This is a genomic window from Mycobacterium sp. (assembly GCF_044223235.1).
Lineage (GTDB): Bacteria > Actinomycetota > Actinomycetes > Mycobacteriales > Mycobacteriaceae > Mycobacterium.
In genome coordinates, this window is record NZ_JBGAME010000001.1 from 291,724 (window position 1) to 314,309 (window position 22,586).

The 22,586-nt window shown below is 67.2% G+C and carries 24 protein-coding genes; 21 read left to right on the forward strand and 3 right to left on the reverse strand.

Features of this window, described 5'->3' with window-relative positions; translation table 11 throughout:
* Positions 1–25: 25 nt before the first annotated feature.
* From sufD to ADBZ6K_RS01375, 11 genes are all read left to right on the forward strand, one after another.
* Positions 26–1,234, forward strand: a complete 1,209-nt coding sequence (gene sufD, locus ADBZ6K_RS01325; protein ID WP_526344342.1) for a Fe-S cluster assembly protein SufD — start codon at positions 26–28, stop codon at positions 1,232–1,234.
* Positions 1,231–2,004 (forward strand): Fe-S cluster assembly ATPase SufC, encoded by a 774-nt coding sequence (sufC, locus tag ADBZ6K_RS01330; RefSeq protein WP_526344013.1) that lies wholly within the window; start codon positions 1,231–1,233, stop codon positions 2,002–2,004. The genes sufD and sufC overlap by 4 nt, the downstream gene beginning before the upstream one ends.
* A gap of 10 nt (positions 2,005–2,014) precedes the next feature.
* Positions 2,015–3,316 carry a cysteine desulfurase gene (locus tag ADBZ6K_RS01335; RefSeq protein ID WP_526344014.1) on the forward strand — a complete coding sequence of 434 codons (1,302 nt, stop codon included), beginning with the start codon at positions 2,015–2,017 and terminating at the stop codon, positions 3,314–3,316.
* Positions 3,313–3,798: a Fe-S cluster assembly sulfur transfer protein SufU gene (gene sufU, locus ADBZ6K_RS01340; RefSeq protein WP_526344015.1), complete on the forward strand. Its 486-nt coding sequence runs from the start codon at positions 3,313–3,315 to the stop codon at positions 3,796–3,798. The genes ADBZ6K_RS01335 and sufU overlap by 4 nt, the downstream gene beginning before the upstream one ends.
* On the forward strand, positions 3,795–4,142 hold the full coding sequence (locus tag ADBZ6K_RS01345) for a metal-sulfur cluster assembly factor (protein WP_526344016.1): 348 nt from the start codon (positions 3,795–3,797) through the stop codon (positions 4,140–4,142). Before sufU ends, ADBZ6K_RS01345 begins: the two co-directional genes overlap by 4 nt.
* A gap of 108 nt (positions 4,143–4,250) precedes the next feature.
* The gene (locus tag ADBZ6K_RS01350; protein ID WP_526344017.1) at positions 4,251–4,961 is read left to right on the forward strand and encodes a flavodoxin family protein; all 711 of its coding nucleotides are present in this window, start codon (positions 4,251–4,253) and stop codon (positions 4,959–4,961) included.
* Between the two features lie 19 nt (positions 4,962–4,980).
* Positions 4,981–5,613 (forward strand): RNA polymerase sigma factor, encoded by a 633-nt coding sequence (locus ADBZ6K_RS01355; RefSeq protein ID WP_526344018.1) that lies wholly within the window; start codon positions 4,981–4,983, stop codon positions 5,611–5,613.
* The gene (locus tag ADBZ6K_RS01360; protein WP_526344019.1) at positions 5,610–5,855 is read left to right on the forward strand and encodes an anti-sigma factor family protein; all 246 of its coding nucleotides are present in this window, start codon (positions 5,610–5,612) and stop codon (positions 5,853–5,855) included. Before ADBZ6K_RS01355 ends, ADBZ6K_RS01360 begins: the two co-directional genes overlap by 4 nt.
* Before the next feature lie 54 nt (positions 5,856–5,909).
* Positions 5,910–6,275, forward strand: a complete 366-nt coding sequence (gene trxA, locus ADBZ6K_RS01365; RefSeq protein WP_526344020.1) for a thioredoxin — start codon at positions 5,910–5,912, stop codon at positions 6,273–6,275.
* Between the two features lie 364 nt (positions 6,276–6,639).
* Positions 6,640–8,277 carry an ABC-F family ATP-binding cassette domain-containing protein gene (locus tag ADBZ6K_RS01370; protein WP_526344021.1) on the forward strand — a complete coding sequence of 546 codons (1,638 nt, stop codon included), beginning with the start codon at positions 6,640–6,642 and terminating at the stop codon, positions 8,275–8,277.
* Positions 8,278–8,416: 139 nt separating this feature from the next.
* Positions 8,417–8,608 (forward strand): helix-turn-helix domain-containing protein, encoded by a 192-nt coding sequence (locus ADBZ6K_RS01375; protein WP_526344022.1) that lies wholly within the window; start codon positions 8,417–8,419, stop codon positions 8,606–8,608.
* A gap of 16 nt (positions 8,609–8,624) precedes the next feature.
* Here the strand turns inward: ADBZ6K_RS01375 and ADBZ6K_RS01380 are convergent, their stop codons facing one another.
* Together ADBZ6K_RS01380 and acnA are read right to left on the reverse strand one after the other, a co-directional pair.
* Positions 8,625–9,188, reverse strand: a complete 564-nt coding sequence (locus tag ADBZ6K_RS01380) for a TetR/AcrR family transcriptional regulator (RefSeq protein WP_526344023.1) — start codon at positions 9,186–9,188, stop codon at positions 8,625–8,627.
* 1 nt (position 9,189) lies between these two features.
* Positions 9,190–12,009, reverse strand: a complete 2,820-nt coding sequence (gene acnA / locus ADBZ6K_RS01385) for an aconitate hydratase AcnA (protein ID WP_526344024.1) — start codon at positions 12,007–12,009, stop codon at positions 9,190–9,192.
* Between the two features lie 226 nt (positions 12,010–12,235).
* Between acnA and ADBZ6K_RS01390 the strand changes: the two genes are divergently transcribed.
* The 9 genes from ADBZ6K_RS01390 to ADBZ6K_RS01430 all read left to right on the forward strand — a co-directional run bounded on the left by ADBZ6K_RS01390 (position 12,236) and on the right by ADBZ6K_RS01430 (position 21,239).
* Positions 12,236–12,754, forward strand: coding sequence for an Rv1476 family membrane protein (locus ADBZ6K_RS01390; RefSeq protein WP_526344025.1), 519 nt, complete (start codon positions 12,236–12,238; stop codon positions 12,752–12,754).
* A gap of 208 nt (positions 12,755–12,962) precedes the next feature.
* The gene (ripA, locus tag ADBZ6K_RS01395; protein ID WP_526344026.1) at positions 12,963–14,417 is read left to right on the forward strand and encodes an NlpC/P60 family peptidoglycan endopeptidase RipA; all 1,455 of its coding nucleotides are present in this window, start codon (positions 12,963–12,965) and stop codon (positions 14,415–14,417) included.
* A gap of 4 nt (positions 14,418–14,421) precedes the next feature.
* Entirely contained in the window at positions 14,422–15,114 is a 693-nt protein-coding gene (gene ripB / locus ADBZ6K_RS01400; protein ID WP_526344027.1) for an NlpC/P60 family peptidoglycan endopeptidase RipB, read from the forward strand.
* A gap of 110 nt (positions 15,115–15,224) precedes the next feature.
* A complete protein-coding gene (moxR1, locus tag ADBZ6K_RS01405) occupies positions 15,225–16,442 on the forward strand; it encodes a chaperone MoxR1 (RefSeq protein WP_526344028.1) in 1,218 nt (405 codons plus the stop codon).
* A gap of 37 nt (positions 16,443–16,479) precedes the next feature.
* Positions 16,480–17,427 carry a DUF58 domain-containing protein gene (locus ADBZ6K_RS01410; protein WP_526344029.1) on the forward strand — a complete coding sequence of 316 codons (948 nt, stop codon included), beginning with the start codon at positions 16,480–16,482 and terminating at the stop codon, positions 17,425–17,427.
* 54 nt (positions 17,428–17,481) lie between these two features.
* Positions 17,482–18,489 (forward strand): vWA domain-containing protein, encoded by a 1,008-nt coding sequence (locus ADBZ6K_RS01415; RefSeq protein WP_526344030.1) that lies wholly within the window; start codon positions 17,482–17,484, stop codon positions 18,487–18,489.
* Between the two features lie 69 nt (positions 18,490–18,558).
* Positions 18,559–19,326, forward strand: coding sequence for a 3-oxoacyl-ACP reductase FabG1 (fabG1, locus tag ADBZ6K_RS01420; RefSeq protein ID WP_526344031.1), 768 nt, complete (start codon positions 18,559–18,561; stop codon positions 19,324–19,326).
* 26 nt (positions 19,327–19,352) lie between these two features.
* The gene (gene inhA / locus ADBZ6K_RS01425; RefSeq protein ID WP_526344032.1) at positions 19,353–20,162 is read left to right on the forward strand and encodes an NADH-dependent enoyl-ACP reductase InhA; all 810 of its coding nucleotides are present in this window, start codon (positions 19,353–19,355) and stop codon (positions 20,160–20,162) included.
* 21 nt (positions 20,163–20,183) lie between these two features.
* Positions 20,184–21,239, forward strand: a complete 1,056-nt coding sequence (locus ADBZ6K_RS01430; protein WP_526344033.1) for a ferrochelatase — start codon at positions 20,184–20,186, stop codon at positions 21,237–21,239.
* Here the strand turns inward: ADBZ6K_RS01430 and ADBZ6K_RS01435 are convergent.
* Positions 21,208–22,050: an Rv1486c family protein gene (locus ADBZ6K_RS01435; protein ID WP_526344034.1), complete on the reverse strand. Its 843-nt coding sequence runs from the start codon at positions 22,048–22,050 to the stop codon at positions 21,208–21,210. The genes ADBZ6K_RS01430 and ADBZ6K_RS01435 overlap by 32 nt on opposite strands.
* A 59-nt stretch (positions 22,051–22,109) precedes the next feature.
* Here ADBZ6K_RS01435 and ADBZ6K_RS01440 point away from each other — a divergent pair, with 59 nt between their 5' ends.
* The gene (locus tag ADBZ6K_RS01440) at positions 22,110–22,544 is read left to right on the forward strand and encodes an NfeD family protein (protein ID WP_526344035.1); all 435 of its coding nucleotides are present in this window, start codon (positions 22,110–22,112) and stop codon (positions 22,542–22,544) included.
* Positions 22,545–22,586: the final 42 nt, after the last annotated feature.

Genomic DNA, 22,586 nt, shown 5'->3' on the forward strand with positions numbered 1-22,586 from the left:
GGCTGTCGAGGGGACGCCCGGCTTGATGTTGGCTACCGCCAACAAAGGCTCAACGTTGGCTACCGCCAACAAAGGCTCAACGTTGGCTACCGCCAACAAGGGCGAGCAGTTCACGTCCTTTGACGTCAACGCCTTCGAGGTGCCCGGCGGCCGCGACGAGGTGTGGCGGTTCACGCCGCTCAAGCGGCTGCACGGTCTGCACGACGGCTCCGCCGGGACCACCGGCAGCGCGCTGATCGAAGTGACCGAACGTCCCGGTGTGGTGATCGAGACCGTCCACCGCGGCGACGAACGCCTCGGTCAGGCCGGTGTCCCCGCTGATCGTGTGGCAGCCCAGGCATTTTCATCGTTCGGAAACGCCACGATCGTCAGCATCGCCCGTGACACCAAGGTCGACGACCCGATCGAGATCACCGTCAGCGGCCCCGGTGAGGGGTCGACTGCCTACGGGCACGTGCAGGTGCGGGTCGCCGAATTGTCCGAGGCCGTCGTGGTGATCGATCAGCGCGGCAGCGGAACCTACGCCGACAACGTCGAGTTCGTCGTGGCCGAATCCGCCCGCCTCACGGTGGTCTCGATCGCCGACTGGGCCGACGACGCGGTCCATGTGAGCTCCCATCACGCGGCACTGGGCAAGGACGCGGTGCTGCGGCATGTCGCGGTCACCCTCGGTGGCGACGTGGTGCGGCTGACCGCCAGGGTGCGCTTCGATGCGCCGGGTGGCGACGCCGAGCTGCTTGGCCTGTATTTCGCCGACGACGGTCAGCACTTCGAATCCCGTCTGCTGGTCGACCATGCCCAGCCGAACTGCCGCTCGCATGTGACCTACAAGGGTGCGCTGCAGGGGGATCCGGAATCACGCAAGCCCGACGCGCACACCGTCTGGGTGGGTGACGTGCTGATCCGTGCCGCGGCGACGGGAACCGACACCTTCGAAACCAACCGCAACCTGGTGCTCACCGACGGGGCGAGGGCCGACTCGGTACCCAACCTGGAGATCGAGACCGGCGAGATCGTCGGCGCCGGCCACGCCAGTGCGACCGGTCGTTTCGACGACGAACAACTCTTCTACCTGCAAGCCCGCGGCATCCCCGAGGACCAGGCCCGCCGCCTGATCGTCCGCGGCTTCTTCGGCGAGATCATCGGCAAGATCGCCGTTCCCGCGCTGCGCGAGCGTCTCACCGAAGCCATCGAACACGAGCTCGAACTCACCGAAGGAATCACTCACCGATGACCACCCTGGAAATCAAGGACCTGCACGTCAGCGTCGCACCCACCGACGCCGCCGAAGAGATTCCGATCCTGCGCGGCGTCAACCTCACCGTTCGCTCCGGGGAGACGCACGCGATCATGGGCCCCAACGGGTCGGGCAAGTCGACGCTGTCCTACGCGATCGCCGGTCATCCGAAGTATGTGGTCACCTCCGGTTCGATCACCCTGGACGGTGAAGACGTCCTGGAGATGACCGTCGATGAGCGCGCCCGCGCCGGACTGTTCCTGGCGATGCAGTACCCGGTCGAGGTGTCCGGGGTGTCCATGTCGAACTTCCTGCGCACCGCCGCGACCGCGGTTCGGGGTGAGGCCCCCAAGCTGCGGCACTGGATCAAAGAGGTCAAGTCGGCGATGGACGCGCTGGAGATCGACCCGGCATTCTCCGAACGCAGTGTGAACGAAGGCTTCTCGGGCGGCGAGAAGAAGCGCCACGAGATCCTGCAGCTGGCGCTGCTCAAGCCCAAGATCGCGATCCTCGACGAGACCGACTCCGGACTGGATGTGGACGCGCTGCGGGTGGTCAGCGAAGGGGTGAACCGCTACGCCGAGGAGGTGCACGGCGGCGTCCTGCTGATCACGCACTACACCCGCATCCTGCGCTACATCCAGCCGCAGTTCGTGCACGTCTTCATGGGCGGCCGCATCGTCGAGTCGGGCGGACCCGAGCTGGCCGAGGAGCTGGACGCGAACGGGTATGTGCGGTTCACGCAGGCGGCCGCCGCTTCTTCCTAGGGAGCAATCCATGACGATCTCGGTCAGCCGGTCCGGCATCGACGTCGACACCATCAGGGCCGATTTTCCGATCCTGGCGCGCATCATGCGCGGCGGAAACCGTTTGGCGTACCTGGATTCCGGTGCGACATCGCAGCGGCCGCTCCAGGTTCTCGACGCCGAGCGTGACTTCCTGCTCACCTCCAACGGCGCCGTGCACCGCGGCGCGCATCAGTTGATGGAGGAGGCCACCGACGCCTACGAACAGGGCCGCGCCGACATCGCGGCCTTCGTCGGCGCCGATGCCGACGAGTTGGTGTTCACCAAGAACGCCACCGAGGCGATCAACCTGGTGGCCCACGTCCTCGGTGACGATCGCTTCGACCGGGCCGTCGGTCCCGGGGACGTGATCGTCACCACGGAGTCCGAGCACCACGCGAACCTGATCCCGTGGCAGGAGCTGGCCCGGCGCACCGGCGCCACGCTGCGCTGGTATGGCGTGATTGCCGACGGGCCCGACGCGGGCCGCATCGACCCGGATTCGCTCGAACTCGACGAGCGGGTGAAAGTCGTTGCCTTCACCCATCATTCGAATGTCACCGGGGCAGTCGCACCGGTCGCCGAGCTGGTTTCGAGGGCGGCGGCGGTCGGCGCGCTCACGGTGCTGGACGCCTGCCAATCGGTACCGCACCAGCCGGTCGACTTCCACGCGCTCGGGGTGGACTTCGCGGCGTTCTCCGGGCACAAGATGCTGGGCCCCAACGGTGTCGGTGTGCTCTACGGACGGCGTGATCGGCTGGCCGAGATGCCGCCGTTCATCACCGGCGGCTCCATGATCGAGACGGTGACGATGGAAGGCGCGACGTACGCGCCGGCCCCGCAGCGGTTCGAGGCCGGGACGCCGATGACCTCCCAGGTGGTCGGATTGGCCGCCGCCGCACGGTATCTCACCGCTGTCGGGATGACCGAGGTCGAAGCCCACGAGGCCCAGCTGGTTGCGGCGGCGCTGGAGGGATTGTCCGCGATCGACGGTGTTCGGATCATCGGCCCCACCTCGATGGCCGACCGGGGTTCGCCGGTGTCGTTCGTCCTGGACCACATTCACGCCCACGACGTCGGTCAGGTGCTCGACGATGACGGCGTGGCAGTGCGCGTGGGCCACCACTGCGCGTGGCCACTGCACCGGCGGTTCGGCATCGCCGCCACGGCGCGTGCGTCGTTCGCGCTGTACAACACGCTCGACGAGGTCGACCGGCTGGTGGCCGGGGTGAAGCGGGCCGTCGACTTCTTCGGTACGGCGGGCGAAGCGACTCGGGGAATAGACGGGGCGTGAGCGTGCGGCTGGAGCAGATGTACCAGGAGGTGATCCTGGACCACTACAAGCGCCCGCATCATCGTGGGCTGCGCGAGCCGTTCGCCGCAGAGGTGCACCACGTCAACCCGACCTGTGGGGACGAGGTGACCCTGCGAGTGTCGCTCAGCGATGACGGTGAGCAGGTGGCCGACGTGTCCTATGACGGTCAGGGCTGCTCGATCAGCCAGGCGTCGACCTCGGTGCTGTCCGATCAGGTGATCGGGCAGACGGTGGGCGATGCGCTCAAGACGGTCGCGGCGTTCACCGAGATGGTGTCGTCGCGCGGCACCATCGACGGGGACGAGGATGTCATCGGCGACGGGATCGCCTTCGCCGGTGTCGCCAAGTATCCAGCGCGCGTGAAATGTGCGTTGCTGGGATGGACCGCGTTCAAAGCCGCGCTGGCGCAGGCCGGCGCATCGGGGTCATCGGCTCCGGCCAGTGAGGAGAACACCAGATGAGTGACACCGCCGTGCCCAATGACGAACTGCTCGCTGACGTCGAAGAGGCGATGCATGACGTGGTCGACCCGGAGTTGGGCATCAACGTCGTCGACCTCGGCCTGGTATACGGGCTCGACGTGGAGGCAGGGGAGTCCGGACCGGTGGCGCTGATCGACATGACGCTGACGTCGGCGGCCTGCCCGCTGACCGACGTGATCGAGGATCAGTCTCGCACCGCGCTGGTGGGCGCCGGCCTCGTCACCGACATCAAGATCAACTGGGTGTGGAACCCGCCATGGGGCCCGGACAAGATCACCGAGGACGGCCGGGAACAGTTGCGGGCACTGGGCTTCACCGTTTAGCCGACCCGATCAGGCGTAGACATTCCGGGACATTCCGGGACATTCCGGGACATTCCGGGACATTCCGCTGGATGTAACGTTCGACGCCCTTGGGGGCACCAAAGGACCATGACGGACCTTGATTTCAGCGGAATGCGGGCGTTGTTCATCAACTGCACTCTCAAGCGCTCACCCGAGCGCAGCCACACCCAGGGGCTGATCGACATCAGTTCGTCGATCATGAGAAAACACGGTATCGCGGTTGACGTGGTGCGCGCCGTCGACCACGACATCGCCACCGGCGTCTGGCCGGACATGCGCGAGCACGGCTGGGCCACCGACGACTGGCCGCAGATCTTCGAGACGGTGCTGGCGTCGGACATCCTGGTGCTGGCCGGACCGATCTGGTTGGGCGACAACAGTTCGGTGATGAAGAAGGTCCACGAGCGACTGTACGGTGGGTCTCATCTCCTCAACGAGGCCGGCCAGTACCTCTACTATGGGCGCGTAGGCGGATGCCTCATCACCGGCAACGAGGACGGCGTCAAGCATTGCGCGCAGAATGTGCTGTACACCCTGCAGCACATCGGCTACACGATTCCGCCGCAGGCCGACGCGGGCTGGATCGGCGAAGCCGGCCCTGGGCCGTCTTACCTGGACCCTGGTTCGGGTGGTCCCGAGAACGACTTCACGAACCGCAACACGACATTCATGACCTGGAACCTCATGCACCTCGCCCGCATGCTCAAGGCGGCGGGTGGTGTGCCCGCCCACGGCAATATCCGCTCGGGCTGGGACGCCGGATGCCGTTATGACTTCACCAATCCTGAGTACCGCTGACGGGATAGCATCGGGTCCGATGACGGAGACCGTCGATGAATCGGACCTGATCGCCGCCCTGCGCATCGGTGATGAGGAGGCTTTCGCCGGGCTGGTGGATCGGCACACCCCATCGCTGCTCCGGGTGGCGCGGGGATATGTGCCGAGCCACCAGATCGCCGAAGAGGTGGTGCAGGAGACGTGGATCGCCCTTGTGAAGGGCATCGACAAGTTCGAGGGCCGGTCGTCGCTGAGGACGTGGTTGTTCACCGTGATGATCAACATCGCCAAGGCGCGCGGTCTGCGGGAGCGTCGAGACACCGATGCGGCGATCGTCGCATTCACCGGCGGCACCGTCGACCCCGCCCGGTTCCGTACCGCGGATGATCCCTATCCGGGCCATTGGCGGCCCGACGAGCTGCCGTCGCCCTTCCCCGAGACGCCCGAGGGGTCGTTGCTGGGCAACGAACTCACCGAGGTCGCGCGCCGCGAACTGGAGAGGTTGCCCGAGCGGCAGCGCGTGGTGGTGACGATGCGTGACATGCTCGGATTCGACTCGGGCGAGGTGTGTGAGTTGCTCGGCATCAGCGCGGCCAACCAGCGGGTACTGCTGCACCGGGGCAGGGCCGCGATCCGCCAGGTGTTGGAGGACTACCTGAGGGATGCCTCATGAGAGAAGACGTGAGAGAAATGGACTGCATCGAACTCGTCGAGTTGGTGACCGCCTATCTGGACGGCTCGCTCGACCTGGACACGCGTGCGCGATTCGACATGCACCTGCTCAAGTGCGACGGCTGCGAAAGCTATCTGCAGCAGTTCCGTGAAACGGTGCGCACTGTCGGCACGATCCGCGACGATGAGTTCGACCCCGCATTTCGCAGGCGGCTGCTGGACGCGTTCAGGGATTTTCGCTGAGGTCCGCGACGGGCCCCAGGGAACACAACCGCAGTTCGCGGCGTTAGGAGAAGCGTGGCAACGCAAGACATAACCGCAGACCAGTTCAACGACACCATCAACGACAACGACATCGTGCTGGTGGATTTCTGGGCGTCGTGGTGCGGGCCGTGTCGCGCATTTGCGCCGACGTTCGCCGCATCGTCCGACAAGCACCCCGACGTCGTGCACGCCAAGGTGGACACCGAGGCTGAGCAACAGCTGGCGGCCGCGGCGGACATCCGCTCCATCCCGACTCTGATGGCCTTCAAGAAGGGCAAGCTGGTCTTCAACCAGGCGGGTGCGCTGCCCCCGAGCGCCCTGGAGGACCTGGTGCAAAAGGTCAAGGCGTTCGACATCGACGCGGCGATCGCCGCACAGGGCGACGCCGACAACGCCTGACGGCGTGCCCCCGGTGCGCTGGCTCGACTGATCTTGGGACACGTAGAAGTCCAGCGGCGCAGTGGGCTCACGTGTCGGTGAGTAACCGATTGTGCGACGCGGAACTCCGGACCCCGCGGCTGTCCGCCCGCCGACCGCGCCGACAACCGAGGTGACCGCACCTCGCGGATGTCTCTCCCACTGGTCGTTGCCGCGTTCGCAGATCTTAGGCAAACCTTTGTTTGGATGCGCGTGTGGGGGATCCGGGGACAGGGCCCGCGGCTGATGCGATTGGCATCCGGCCGGCCGCGGGCATAGCCTGTTGAAGGCCCGAGCCGGCCCGGGCGTGGGAGCCGCCATCCCCGTATTCATCAGGAGCGCCAGCGTGATCACCGCAACGGACCTAGAGGTCCGCGCAGGCGCCCGCACACTGCTCTCCGTCGAGGGTTCGGGGCTGCGGGTGCAGCCGGGTGACCGGATCGGGCTCGTCGGCCGCAACGGCGCAGGCAAGACCACCACCATGCGGATACTGGCAGGGGAGGGCGAGCCCTACGCCGGAACCGTGACGCGCAGCGGTGAGATCGGTTACCTGCCGCAGGATCCGCGGGAGGGCAACCTCGACGTCCTGGCACGCGATCGGGTGCTGTCGGCGCGCGGCCTGGACGTGCTGCTCGCCGACCTGGAGAAGCAGCAGGCGCTGATGGCCGAGGTCGCCGACGATGCCACCCGGGACCGCGCCGTGCGCCGGTACGGTCAGCTCGAGGAGCGCTTCGCCGCACTCGGGGGATATGCGGCCGAAAGCGACGCGGGCCGGATCTGTTCGAGCCTTGGCCTGCCCGACCGGGTGCTGACGCAGCCGCTGCGCACACTGTCGGGCGGCCAGCGCAGACGGGTGGAGCTGGCCCGCATCTTGTTCGCGGCAGCGGAGGGCGGCGCCGCGGGTGCCCATTCGTCCACCACGCTATTGCTCGACGAGCCGACCAACCACCTCGACGCCGATTCGGTCGGCTGGCTGCGGGACTTCCTCAAGAACCACACCGGGGGGCTCGTCGTCATCAGCCACAATGTCGAACTGCTCGCCGAGGTCGTCAACCGGGTGTGGTTCCTCGACGCCGTGCGCGGCGAGGCCGACGTGTACAACATGGGCTGGCAGAAGTACCTGGACGCCCGCGCCACCGACGAGCAGCGCAGGCGCCGCGAGCGCGCCAACGCCGAGCGCAAGGCGTCCGCATTGCGCACCCAGGCCGCGAAGATGGGTGCCAAGGCTACGAAAGCCGTTGCCGCGCAGAACATGTTGCGGCGAGCCGACCGCATGATGGCCGCGCTCGACGATGAGCGCGTCGCCGACAAGGTGGCCAGGATCAAATTCCCGACGCCTGCGCCGTGCGGGCGGACCCCGTTGGTGGTCAAGGGTTTGACCAAGACCTACGGTTCGCTGGAGGTATTCACCGGGGTCGACCTGGCGATCGACCGCGGCTCGCGGGTGGTGGTGCTCGGGCTCAACGGCGCGGGTAAGACGACGCTGCTGAGATTGCTGGCCGGCGCCGAGGCGCCCGACGCCGGCGAGCTGCAACCCGGTCACGGACTCAAGCTCGGCTACTTCGCGCAGGAGCACGACACGCTCGACGACTCGGCGACGGTATGGGAGAACATCCGGCACGCGGCACCCGACACTGGTGAACAGGATTTGCGGGGTCTGTTGGGGGCGTTCATGTTCAGCGGCGCACAACTGGACCAACCCGCGGGCACGCTGTCCGGAGGTGAGAAGACCAGGCTGGCACTGGCCGGCCTCGTCGCCTCGACGGCGAATGTGTTGTTGCTCGACGAGCCGACCAACAACCTCGACCCCGCGTCACGCGAGCAGGTGCTCGACGCGCTGCGCAGTTATGTGGGCGCGGTGGTGCTGGTGACGCACGACCCCGGTGCGGCGGAGGCGCTCGATCCGCAGCGGGTGGTGCTGCTGCCGGACGGTACCGAGGACTTCTGGTCGCAGGATTACCGCGACCTGATCGAGCTGGCCTGAGCGTTTGAATCGGCCCGAGCACTGAATCGTTTGAATCGGCCTGCGCCGTGGTCCGATGGCATTGACCGATTCCGCCCGTTGTGGTGTAGACGCTTCCTACCCTGGGTATGCGTCGTGGCATCCGAAGCGGGAGATGTCGATGAAGAACACCAGCAAGGCCCGGGATCAGTTGCTGATCGAACTGCGCAGCGCCTACGAGCGGGGGGAGAGTATCCGGTCCCTGGTGGCGTCCACCGGGCGATCGTACGGTTCGATCCACAGCATGCTGCGCGAGTCGGGCACGACGATGCGCAGCCGCGGCGGCCCGAATCACCGGGCCCGCAGTAGCTGATCCACCCGAACGGCGCTCAGCGCTGGCGGACTGAATCCTCGACGAGATCCAGTACTGCGCTCAGCTTTTCGGGCTTGTCACCGGAGGCCAGGCGCGCCACCAGACCGTCGAGCACCAAATCCAGGTAGGTCTGCAGCACCTCGGGGACGACGTCGTCGCGCAGGCGCCCCGCCTCCTTCTGGCGCCGCAATCGTTCGGTGGTCGCCGCCGACAGTTCGGCCGATCGCTCCGACCAGCCGCGGTGAAACACCGGATCGTTACGCAGCTTGCGGGCAATCTCCAACCGCGTGGCCAGCCAGTCGAACTGGTCCGGGGCGGCGAGCATGTCACGCATCACCTGGATCAGACCTTCGCGGGACGCGACGTCGGCCATCCGCTCGGCGTCTTCGCGCGCCAACTCGAAGAACAGGGTGTCCTTGTCCTTGAAGTGGTGGAAGATGGCGCCGCGCGACAGCCCGATCGTATGTTCGAGCCGCCGCACGGTCGCCTTGTCGTAGCCGAACTCTGCGAAGCAGCGCCTGGCTCCATCCAGGATCTGGCGGCGGCGCGCCGCCAGATGGTCATCGGTAACCCGGGGCAAACTACTTCGACTTCAGCATGTTTCGCAGCACGTACTGCAGGATGCCGCCGTTGCGGTAGTAGTCGGCCTCACCGGGCGTGTCGATGCGCACCACCGCGTCGAACTCCACCGTCGAACCTTCTTCCTTGGTGGCCGTCACATGCACCGTGCTGGGCGTCTTGCCGCTGTTGAGCTCCTCGATGCCGGCGATGTCGTAGGTCTCGGTGCCGTCCAGTTTCAGCGACGCCGCCGACTCACCCGCGGGGAACTGCAGCGGGATGACGCCCATACCGATCAGGTTGGACCGGTGGATGCGCTCGAACGACTCGGTGATCACCGCGCGCACGCCCAGCAGCGTGGTGCCCTTGGCGGCCCAGTCGCGCGAGCTGCCGGAGCCGTACTCCTTGCCACCGAGGACCACCAGCGGGATGCCCGCCTTCTGGTAGTTCATCGAGGCGTCGTAGATGAACGCCTGCGGGCCGCCCTCCTGGGTGAAGTCGCGGGTGTAGCCGCCGGAGACGACCTCGCCCAACCCGGCGAGCACTTGGTTACTGAGCCGGATGTTGGCGAACGTTCCGCGGATCATCACCTCGTGGTTGCCGCGGCGCGACCCCAGCGAGTTGAAGTCCTTGCGCGCCACGCCGTTGGCCTCCAGGTACTGGGCGGCCGGGGTGCCCGGCTTGATCGCGCCCGCAGGGCTGATGTGGTCTGTGGTCACCGAATCGCCGAGCAGGGCCAGCACTCTGGCGCCCTTGATGTCGGTGACAGGCTCCGGTTCGGCGGGCATGCCGTCGAAGTACGGCGCCTTGCGCACGTAGGTGGACGCCTCGTCCCATTCGAAGGTGTTGCCCTCCGGGGTGGGCAATGACCGCCAGCGTTCGTCGCCCTTGAACACGTCGGCGTACGAATCGGTGAACATCTCCCGGTTGATCGACGACGCGATGGTCTCCTCGATCTCGGCGGGCGTGGGCCAGATGTCCTTGAGGAAGACGTCGTTGCCGGCCTGGTCGGTGCCGAGCGGATCGACCTCGAAGTCGAAGTCCATGGTGCCCGCGATCGCGTAGGCGATCACCAGCGGCGGGGACGCCAGGTAGTTCATCTTCACGTCGGGGGAGATGCGGCCCTCGAAGTTGCGGTTGCCCGAGAGCACCGCGGTGACCGAGAGGTCGTTGTCGTTGATGGCCTTGGAGATCTCGTCGGGCAGCGGGCCGGTGTTGCCGATGCAGGTGGTGCAGCCGTAGCCGCCCAGATAGAAGCCCAGCTTCTCCAGGTACGGCCAGACGCCTGCCTTGTTGTAGTAATCGGTGACCACCTGAGAGCCGGGCGCCATGTTGGTCTTGACCCACGGCTTGGACGTCAGGCCCTTCTCGACGGCCTTCTTGGCCAGCAGGGCGGCGCCCAGCATCACCGAGGGGTTGGACGTGTTGGTGCACGACGTGATTCCCGCGACGACGACGGCGCCGTGGTCGAGGACGAACTCGCCGCGCTCCTCGGAGCTGACCTTGATCGGCTTGGTCGGGCGACCGTCGGCACCGTTGGCGGCCGAAGGAGTGGCATCGACTGCACCATCGTCGGCGAAGGACAGTGTGGCTACATCGCTGGCCGGGAAGGACTCCTCCAGTGCCTCGTCGAGCTTGGTCTCCGGGGTCGGCAGGTTCTCCTCGACGTAGTTGTGGATGTCTTTGCGGAACGCAATCTTGGACTCCGACAACAGGATCCGGTCCTGGGGGCGCTTGGGGCCCGCGATGGAGGGCACCACGGTGGACAGGTCGAGCTCCAGGTACTCGGAGAATGCGGGCTCGTGGTCGGGATTGTGCCACATGCCCTGTTCCTTGGCGTACGCCTCGACCAGTGCGAGTTGTTCCTCGGAGCGGCCCGTCAGCTTGAGGTAGTTGATGGTTTCCTCGTCGATGGGGAACATCGCTGCGGTGGAACCGAATTCGGGGCTCATATTGCCGAGGGTGGCGCGGTTGGCCAGCGGCACCTCGGCCACACCCTTGCCGTAGAACTCCACGAACTTGCCGACGACGCCGTGTTTGCGCAGCATGTCGGTGACGGTGAGCACCACGTCGGTAGCGGTCACGCCCGGGTTGATCTCGCCGGTGAGCTTGAAACCGACGACCCGGGGGATGAGCATCGACACCGGTTGGCCCAGCATGGCCGCCTCGGCCTCGATGCCGCCCACCCCCCAGCCGAGCACGCCCAGCCCGTTGACCATGGTGGTGTGGCTGTCGGTGCCCACGCAGGTGTCGGGGTAGGCCACCCCGTCGCGCTCGAAGACCACTCGGGCCAGGTACTCGATGTTGACCTGGTGCACGATGCCGGTGCCCGGTGGGACGACCTTGAAGTCGTCGAAGGCGCCCTGACCCCAGCGCAGGAACTGGTAGCGCTCGCCATTGCGTTCGTATTCCAGCTCGACATTGCGCTCGAAGGCGTCGGCGTTGCCGAACACGTCGAGGATCACCGAGTGGTCGATGACGAGTTCGGCGGGAGCCAGCGGGTTGACCTTCTCCGGGTCACCGCCGAGGGCGGAGACCGCCTCGCGCATGGTGGCCAGGTCGACGACGCAGGGCACGCCGGTGAAGTCCTGCATGATCACGCGGGCGGGGGTGAACTGGATTTCGATGCTCGGGTCGGCCGAGGGATCCCAGTTGGCGATCGCCTCGATGTGGTCCTTGGTGATGTTGGCGCCGTCCTCGGTGCGCAGCAGATTCTCGGCAAGCACCTTGAGGCTGTAGGGAAGTTTCTCTGCGCCGGGGACCGCACCGAGGCGGTAGATCTCGTAACTCTTGTCCCCGACGGTCAGGGTGCTATGGGCTCCGAACGAATCCTTGCTGCTCACATCAACTCCCGGCTAGGTTGCGCCGTGACGGGCTGTGTCGCGGCGGCCACTATCTTAACAGTACGCTTGTCCTGCATTAAATCCTGATACCCGGACATCCGAGGACCATCCTTCCGCCAGGTTGCGCCCGCTGCCACCCCAATCGGGGATTTTCGCGTCGCATCGACGGGACCTCTCCCCGTGTCGCTTCGCTCCTGCCCGCCGGGACATCGCGTACCGTGCCCCTGTGACCGGTCCGCACGTCCTCCCGTTCCTGCCGGGCTACATCCCGCCCGATGTCGACATCAACCAGGTCAAGGCGGACGTCGCCGAGGACGGCGTGAGCGCGCCCGGCGCGGACGAGGCCGCGTTGCGTCAGGTGGTCGCCGATGCCCGCAACGAAGGCATCGACCTCAAGATCGTCGTGATCGGCACCAACCCGCCCATCGACACACCGTTGCGCGATATCGCCGCCGAGGTGGGCCAGGCGTACCCGGGGTCGACGGTCCTCGCGATCAGCCCGTCCTTCGCGGGCACCTACAGCCCGGCATTCGACCGCGTGACGCTGGAGGCGGGCCAGGACCTGGCCAAGACGGGCGACCCGGTCCAGTCGTCGAAGAATTTCGTGGGTGAGCTGTCCACATCCCATTTCCCGTGGACGGCGTTCACGATCCTGCTGGTGGTGCTGGTCGTGGGGGCCGTCGCCGCAACCCGGTTTGTGCAGGTACAGGCGCGCCGATCGGCCTCGACGCAACCCGGGCATTAGCCAATTCGGCAAATTCAGAACATCACTTTTCGGTTACAGCCGACAAATTACAATTCTGTAATTTGTGACTGAAGTTTCTTTAGCGTCAGATGTGACGTACGGTTCATTCGGTACTTATTGTTGCAGTAGTGCTTCATGTGACTTCTGTGCAACGAGCGCCCCTCCGTAGTCGGCACGTTCGCGTTGAGCCATAGGAGACTTGAATCCAATGAGACGCACCGCTCGCGCCTCTGCCTACCGGCCCTCCGGCCGAGTCTGTGCGGTTCCGCTCACCGTAGGGATTTTGGTCACCGCAACGCTGTCCGGTCCGCTGCCCGCCGCGGCCGAGCCGGTCAATCCCGGCGGTGTCGCCTCACTTGTCGCCGCTGTGGCAAATGCGAACCAGCAGCTGCAGGACCTCGGCGCCGCGATCCAGACCCAACAGGAAGCCGTCAACAAGGCGATCGTCGACGTGCAGGCGGCCAGGGACGCCGCGGTGGTCGCCCAGCAGCAGTGGGAAGCCGGCCAACAGGGAATCAAGGACGCCGACGCCGCGATCGCCGCCGCGCAACGTCGCTTCGACACGTTCGCCGCGGCCACCTACGTCAACGGGCCGTCGGGTTCGTACCTGACGGCCACCGATCCGGCTGACATGCTCGACACCGCGGCCACCGGGCAGGCCCTCGCCGTCAGCGCCCAGCAGGTCATGGCCGACCTGCAGCGGGCACGCACCGAGCAGGTGAACCGGGAGTCCACGGCTCGGCTGGCCAAGCAGAAGGCCGACCAGGCCGCGGCCGACGCGCTGGCCAGCCAGGACACGGCGGTCTCGGCGCTCACCCAGGCTCAGCAGACATTCCGCGAGCAGCAGGGCGAACTGGACCGGCTGTCCGCAGAACGATCGGCCGCGCAGGCCAAGCTCGAGGCGGCGCGCTCGGCGGCAGCACCGGTCGTTCCCCGGGTCCAGGCCGCGCCCCAAGCCGCGGCGCCGGGCGCAAGGCCCGCCGTCCCCCAGGCCGCCGTTCCCGGCCAGGACTGGGATCGTGCACCCGGCGCGCAGGCCGCACCGGGCCGTTGGGACATCCCGCTGTGGGATCCCACCCTGCCCGCGATCCCCAGCGCGTTCGTCAGCGGCGATCCCATCGCGATCATCAACGCGGTGCTGGGCATCACCGCGACCTCGGCGCAGGTCACCGCGGACATGGGCAGGAAGTTCCTGCAGAAGATCGGCCTGTTGCCGACGCCGACCGGTTTCACCAACGGCGCCATCCCGCGCGTGTACGGGCCCCAGGCCACCGAATACGTGATCCAGCGCGGTCTGGCCCAGCGCGGCGTGCCCTATTCCTGGGGCGGCGGCAACGCCGCGGGACCCAGCTTCGGCATCGACGGCGGGCGCAACACCAGGGGCTTCGACTGCTCCGGCCTGATGCTCTACATGTTCGCCGGCGTCGGCATCAAACTCGACCACTACTCCGGTTCGCAGTACAACGCGGGCAGGAAGGTCCCGTCCTCGCAGATGCGCCGCGGCGACATGATCTTCTACGGTCCCAACGCCAGCCAGCACGTGGCGATGTATCTCGGCAACGGGCAGATGCTCGAAGCGCCGTATACCGGTTCGGTCGTGAAGGTCTCTCCGGTGCGCACGAGCGGCATGACGCCGTACGTCACGCGATTGATCGAATGGTGAGTGCGTGCGTCGTCGGTCACTAGCTTTCCCCGCTCTCGTCGCGGTTCTCGTCGCATTGCTGCTCGGTCTTGCCGCGCCCGCGGCCGCTCAGCCCGACGACGGGCAGTGGGATCCGACGCTGCCGAAACTGCTCAGCGCCGGTGCGCCGGGTGACCCGCTCGCGATCGCGAACGCATCGCTGGCCGCGACGGCGCAGGCCACCCAGGTCACGATGGACCTCGGACGCAAGTTCCTGTCCAGCATCGGGCTCGCTCCGCCGCCGTCGGCCGCCGTCGCACCGGGGTTGGTGCGCGGTCCGCAGGCCATCGAATACGTGATCCGCCGTGGCGCCTCCCAGCGCGGCGTGCCCTACTCGTGGGGCGGCGGCAAACCCGGTGGACCGAGCACCGGCGTCGGCTCGGGGGCGAACATCGTCGGTTACGACTGTTCCGGGTTCACCCAGTTCTCTTACGCCGGGGTGGGTGTGCTGATCCCGAAGTACTCCGGCGACCAGTACAACACCGGCCGCAAAGTGCCGGTCACCCAGGCCAAACGGGGCGATCTGCTGTTCTGGGGCCCCGGGGGCAGCCAACACGTCGCGATCTACCTCGGCGGCGGGCAGATGCTCGAATCCTCGGGCAGCGCCGGCCAAGTCACGGTCAGCCCGGTGCGGCGCGCCGGCCTTCAGCCCTACGCCGCACGGATCATCGAATCCTGAGTTTCCGCTGAGCAAACCGGCGCGTCCGCCGGTGCACGTCGACGGATTCCGGCCCGCCTGGAATAGTTGACGACGAGCGATTCAGGGAACGAGCAGTGGGAGGTCCGTAGATGACGTCACCGAGTGGGCCGCCGCAGGCCGCCGGGGGGTATTCCGGCATGAGCCCGGCCCAGGGCTACACGCCCGGCGCCCACGCTGCGCCCCCGGGGCCGAGCGGATCCCCGAACACGTCCCAGAACGCATCTCATAACACGTCACCGAACCCGTCTCAGAGCCCGTCTCCGAATAATGGCGGGCTGCAGTCGGAGGTCCACACGCTCGAGCGTGCGATCTTCGAGGTCAAGCGGATCATCGTGGGCCAGGACCGGCTGGTCGAGCGCATGCTGGTCGGCCTGCTCGCCAAGGGGCACGTGCTGCTCGAGGGTGTGCCCGGCGTGGCCAAGACGCTGGCGGTGGAGACGTTCGCGAAGGTGGTCGGCGGCTCGTTCGCCCGTATCCAGTTCACCCCCGACCTGGTGCCCACCGACATCGTCGGCACGCGCATCTACCGGCAGGGTAAAGAGGAGTTCGACATCGAGCTCGGCCCGGTGGTGGTGAACTTCCTGCTCGCCGACGAGATCAACCGCGCACCGGCCAAGGTGCAGTCCGCCCTTCTCGAGGTGATGGCCGAGCGCAAGATCTCCATCGGCGGCAAGACCTTCCCACTGCCGCAGCCATTCCTGGTCATGGCGACCCAGAACCCCATCGAGCAGGAGGGTGTGTACGCCCTCCCGGAGGCCCAGCGCGACCGCTTCCTGTTCAAGCTGAACATCGACTACCCGTCGCCCGAGGAAGAGCGCGAGATCATCTATCGGATGGGCGTCAAGCCGCCCGAGCCCAAACAGATCCTCACGCCGACGGATCTGCTGCGGCTGCAGGACGTCGCCGCCAACACCTTCGTGCACCACGCGCTGGTGGACTATGTGGTCCGCATCGTCACCGCCACCCGCGAGCCGGAGAAGTTCGGGATGCCCGACGCCAGGGCGTGGATCGCCTACGGCGCCTCGCCGCGTGCCTCGCTGGGCATCATCGCCGCGGCGCGCGCGCTGGCCCTGGTCCGCGGCCGTGACTACGTGATCCCCCAGGACGTCGTGGAGGTCATCCCCGATGTGCTGCGCCACCGGCTGGTGCTGACCTACGACGCGCTCGCCGACGAGATCTCCTCGGAGACTGTGGTCAACCGGATCCTGCAGACCGTTGCGCTGCCGCAGGTGAACGCCATTCCGCAGCAAGGGCATTCGGTGCCGCCCGTGATGCCCGCCGCTGCGGCCGCGGCGGGCGGTCGATGACCCGGGCTACTGGGCCACTGTGACCGATCCGAAAGGCATGACCAACTCGAAAGGCAGGAGTGTCGACCTGCCGTCGCTGCAGCGCGGAGAGATCCGTGACCCCGCGCTGTCGGCGGCGCTGCGCAAACTCGAGCTGACCGTACGGCGAAAGCTCGACGGTGTGCTGCACGGCGATCACCTCGGCCTGATGCCCGGCCCGGGTTCGGAGCCGGGCGAATCGCGGATCTATCAGCCGGGCGACGACGTGCGCAGGATGGATTGGTCGGTGACGGCCCGCACGACCACGCCGCATGTGCGGGAGATGATCGCCGACCGGGAGCTGGAGACCTGGCTGGTGGTCGACATGTCCGCCAGCCTCGACTTCGGCACCGCAGGCTGCGAGAAGCGCGACCTCGCGGTCGCCGCCGCGGCCGCGATCGCCTTCCTCAACAGCGGCGGCGGCAACCGGCTCGGCGCGATCATCTCCAACGGCGACACCATGCGCCGCGTTCCGGCGCTGTCCGGCCGGATGCACGAGCAGGAGCTGCTGCGGGCCATCGCCACCACTCCGAAGGCGCCGGCCGGGGTGCGCGGCAACCTGGCCACCGCCATCGACGCGCTGCGCCGCCCGGAGCGCCGCCGCGGCATGGCGGTGATCATCAGCGACTTCCTCGGACCGATCAACTGGATGCGCCCGCTCCGCGCGATCGCCGGGCGCCACGAGGTGCTCGGCATCGAGGTGCTCGATCCGCGCGATATCGAGCTGCCCGCGGTCGGCGACGTCGTCCTGCAGGACACCGAATCGGGTGTCACCCGCGAGTTCACCATCGACGAGCAGCTGCGGGATGACTTCGCGAGGGCCGCCGCCGCCCACCGTGCCGAGGTGGCGCGCACCCTGCGCCGCTGCGACGCGCCGCTGCTGACCCTTCGCACCGACCGGGACTGGATCGCCGACGTGGTCCGGTTCGTGGCGAGTCGCAGGCGTGGCGCCATGGCGGCGCGATGACGATGAGCCAGTGCCATACGACGACCACTTGACATATGAAATGACAAGCAGCACATGACTTTACCGTTGCTCGGGCCGATGACGCTGTCAGGGTTCGAACACCCGTGGTTCTTCCTGTTCCTGTTCGCGATTCTGGGGTTGGTCGGCCTGTACGTCGTGGTCCAGCTGGCCCGGCAGCGACGCATCCTGCGCTTCGCGAACATGGAACTGCTGGAGAGCGTCGCGCCCAAGCGGCCCACCCGATGGCGCCACCTGCCCGCTATCCTGCTGGTTTCGTCGCTGGTGCTGCTGACCATCGCGATGGCGGGGCCGACCCACGACGTCCGGATCCCGCGCAACCGCGCGGTGGTGATGCTGGTGATCGACGTGTCGCAGTCCATGCGCGCCACCGACGTCGCGCCCAGCAGGCTCGTCGCCGCGCAGGAGGCCGCCAAACAGTTCGCGGACCAGCTGACCCCCGGCATCAATCTCGGGCTGATCGCCTACGCCGGGACCGCCACCGTGCTGGTATCTCCGACCACCAACCGCGAAGCGACCAAGAACGCGATCGACAAACTCCAGCTGGCCGACCGAACGGCCACCGGTGAGGGTATCTTCACGGCGCTGCAGGCCATCGCCACGGTGGGAGCGGTGATCGGTGGAGGTGATGAGCCGCCACCCGCCCGGATCGTGCTGATGTCAGATGGCAAAGAGACCGTGCCATCCAACCCGGACAACCCCAAGGGGGCGTTCACCGCGGCCCGCACGGCCAAGGACCAGGGGGTGCCCATCTCGACCGTCTCGTTCGGCACGCCGTACGGCTACGTCGAGATCAACGAGCAGCGGCAGCCGGTGCCCGTCGATGACGAGATGCTCAAGAAGATCGCCGACTTGTCCGGCGGCAACGCCTACACGGCGTCCAGTCTGGAGCAGCTCAAAGAGGTGTTCACCAGCCTGCAGGAGCAGATCGGCTACGAGACCATCAAGGGCGACGCCAGCGTCGGCTGGCTGCGGCTCGGCTCGCTGGTGCTCGCACTCGCCGCCCTCGCGGCGCTGCTGATCAACCGCCGACTGCCCAACTAGCCGGTACCGGCCCCTGCCCCTGCTAAGGCGATTTCTTAGGAACGCGGGGCACCTACTAAGTTGACGGGCATGACTGTCACCGAGAACACTGCCGACACCGCAGGTGAGTCCGACGCGGGTCGCCCCGCGTTCGTCTCCCGTTCGGTACTGGTGACCGGTGGTAACCGGGGCATCGGACTGGCCATCGCGCGCCGCCTGGCCGCCGACGGGCACAAGGTCGCCGTCACCCATCGCGGCTCCGGCGCTCCGGAGGGTCTGTTCGGCGTCGAGTGCGACGTGACGGACAACGAGGCCGTCGACCGCGCCTTCAAAGCGGTCGAGGAGCACCAGGGAGCCGTCGAGGTGCTGGTGTCCAACGCAGGCATCTCCGCGGATGCGTTCCTGATGCGGATGACCGAGGAGAGGTTCGAGAAGGTCATCGATGCGAACCTCACGGGGGCGTTCCGGGTGGCCCAGCGCGCATCGATGTCCATGTACCGCAAGCGGTTCGGCCGGATCATCTTCGTTGGTTCGGTCTCCGGCAGCTGGGGCATCGGCAACCAGGCCAACTACGCGGCCTCCAAGGCCGGCTTGATCGGCATGGCACGCTCGATCTCCCGCGAGCTGTCCAAGGCCGGCGTCACCGCCAACGTGGTCGCTCCCGGCTTCATCGACACCGAGATGACCCGCGCGCTGGACGAGCGGGTCCAGGCGGGGGCGCTGGACTTCATCCCCGCCAAGCGGGTCGGCACCGCCGAGGAGGTCGCCGGCGCGGTCAGCTTCCTGGCCTCCGAGGATGCCAGCTACATCGCCGGTGCGGTGATCCCGGTCGACGGCGGCATGGGCATGGGTCACTGAGTACACACCGACGGAGAAAGAAGACAATGGCAGGCATACTCGAAGGCAAGCGAATCCTCGTCACGGGGATCATCACCGACTCGTCCATCGCGTTCCACATCGCCAAGGTCGCCCAGGAGGCTGGAGCCGAGTTGGTGCTCACCGGTTTCGACCGGATGAAGCTGATCCAGCGGATCGCCGACCGGTTGCCCGAGAAGGCGCCGCTGCTGGAACTCGACGTGCAGAACTCCGACCATCTCGACTCGCTGGCGGGCCGGATCGCCGAAGTCATCGGTGAGGGCAACAAACTCGACGGGGTGGTGCACTCGATCGGTTTCATGCCGCAGAGCGGGATGGGCATCAACCCGTTCTTCGACGCCCCTTATGAGGACGTGGCCAAGGGCATCCACATCTCTGCGTATTCGTACGCCTCGCTGGCCAAGGCGGCGCTTCCGATCATGAATGTCGGCGGCAGCATCGTCGGCATGGACTTCGACCCGACCCGGGCCATGCCCGCCTACAACTGGATGACGGTGGCCAAGAGCGCGCTGGAGTCGGTCAACCGGTTCGTCGCGCGCGAGGCGGGCAAGGTCGGTGTGCGTTCGAATCTCGTTGCCGCCGGACCCATCCGGACGCTGGCCATGAGCGCCATCGTCGGCGGGGCGCTCGGTGACGAGGCGGGTGCGCAGATGAAGCTCCTCGAGGAGGGCTGGGACCAGCGCGCGCCGGTCGGCTGGAACATGAAGGATCCGACGCCGGTGGCCAAGACCGTGTGCGCGCTGCTGTCCGACTGGCTGCCCGCCACCACGGGCACCGTCGTGTACGCCGACGGCGGGGCGCACACCCAGTTGCTGTGATGGATTTCTGATGGATTTCTGATGAAGTTCGATGCAGTCCTGTTGCTCTCCTTCGGCGGCCCCGAGGGTCCAGATCAGGTCCGTCCGTTCCTGGAGAACGTGACCAGGGGTCGCGGTATCCCGCCCGAACGGCTCGACGACGTCGCCGAACACTATCTGCACTTCGGCGGCGTCTCACCGATCAACGGCATCAACCGCGACCTGATCGGGCAACTGGAGCGCGAACTGAGCGACCGCGGCGCCGACCTGCCGGTGTACTTCGGCAACCGCAACTGGGAACCGTTCGTCGAGGACTCGGTGTCGGCCATGCGGGACAACGGCATTCGCCGGGCGGCGGTGTTCGCCACCTCGGCGTGGGGTGGCTACTCCAGCTGTATGCAGTACGTCGAGGACATCGCACGGGCCAGACGGGCGGCCGGATCCGGCGCGCCGGAACTGGTCAAGCTGCGCCAGTACTTCGACCATCCGCTGTTCGTGGAGATGTTCGCCGACGCGATCGCCGATGCGGCGGAGGTCATCCCGGCAGACCTGCGCGCTGAGGCCAGGCTGGTGTTCACCGCCCATTCGGTGCCGGTCGCCGCCGACGACCGCTATGGCCCGAACCTCTACAGCCGCCAGGTGCACTATGCGGCAAGGCTTGTCGCGGCCGCCGCCGGCTGTCAAACCTATGACATGGTGTGGCAGTCACGGTCCGGCCCGCCGCAGATCCCTTGGCTCGAACCGGATGTCGGCGACCACCTTGCCACCCTCGCCGCCGGCGACACCCGGGCGGTGATCGTCTGCCCGATCGGGTTCGTGGCCGATCACATCGAGGTGGTGTGGGACCTCGACCACGAACTGCGACTGCAGGCCGAGCACGCCGGGATCGCGTTCGCCCGCGCGAGCACACCCAACTCCGACCGCCGATTCGCCCGGCTGGCGGCCGATCTCATCGATGAACTTCGCTATGGACGCGAGCCCGCGCGGGTGAGCGGGCCCGATCCGGCGCCGGGTCTTGGGTTCAGTGTCGACGGCGTGCCCTGCTCGCAGGTCTGCCGCCCGGCGCCTACCGCCAGGCCGACTGCAGGATCGCGCTGATGGCGGCCATCCGGGCCGAGCGCACCACGGTGGTCAGCGGGCGCAAGGCGTCACTGGCGATCTGAACCTCCGACGAGGACTGCAGGCCGATCGGCATCAGCCCCGAACTCACGGTGATGATCGCATCGATATGGGCCGCGTTCTCAAGCACTCGCAGCGCCCGCTCCGGCGCATGCGCCGGGATCCGGTGTGCACCTGCGGATTCCAGCACCTGTTCGACGAGGCCGCGAGGGTCGGCGACGTCGGCACCCGCCGCCCCTGCCCGCAGCGCACCCAATGCGTCGGCGGCCGACCGGACCGCCGCGCGCAACTCGTACTCCGCCTCGCCAAGGTCGAGATGTCCCGCGCCGGGTGCTTTGGGCATCGAATACACCGTCCACGCCAGGGCTGAGGGTTCCGGCTCGTCGTCGGGGTCCTGTCCCGCGTCATCGAATTCGAAGTCCGGCACCAGGCCGACGGTCGTCTCACCGGAGACGACGAGCGCCTCCCCGGTGGCCAGTGCGTCGCGCTGGAACTGCGTCCCCGCGGGCAGTCCCCGTACATCACCCGGTACGGGCAGCGCCACCCCGATCATCGGACCGCCCGGCGTCCGGCCCGCCGACGTCCGCAGCGTCTGCAACAGCGACACCGCGCCCGAGTGGTTCAGATCCGGCCAGGGAAGCCCGGTGCGGGTCGCGGCAACGGAGTCATAGGCTGTCACGGAATGTCTTGGCGCCCACAGTGATAGCGCGTCAAGGACGTCGTCGGGCGCGGCCGACCCTGCGAGCCAGGCATTGGCCCACACCGCGAGTGTTGCACTGGGACACCACATGATTTCCGCAGTGTAGTTGTAAGCAGCTTTCGGGGTCGGGTTCACGCTAGGCTGGTTTCATGCTGGTGCCGTTGATCTGGCTGATTGCCGCGCTGGCGCTGGCGGGGGCCGAGGTGCTCACCGGCGACATGTTCCTGCTGATGCTCAGCGGCGGCGCGCTGGCCGCCGCGGGCACGAGCTGGTTGTTCGACGGGCCGATCTGGTTGGACGGCGTGGTGTTCCTGGTGGTTTCGGTGTTGCTGCTCGCCGGTGTCCGGCCCGCGCTGCGCAGGAGGCTGCAGTCGGCGCAGGCCTTGGAGAGCGGCATCGAGGCGCTCGAGGGTAAGTCGGCGCTCGTGCTCGATCAGGTCACCCAGCACCACGGGCAGGTCAAGCTCGAGGGCGAGGTGTGGACGGCTCGTCCACTCAACGCGCACGACGTCTACGAGGTCGGCGATCAGGTGACCGTCATGCACATCGACGGCGCCACCGCCGTGGTCTGGAAGAACGAATAGCCGGTCAAGGGCTGGGACCGCTCAGCTCAGGGGCCGGGGCAA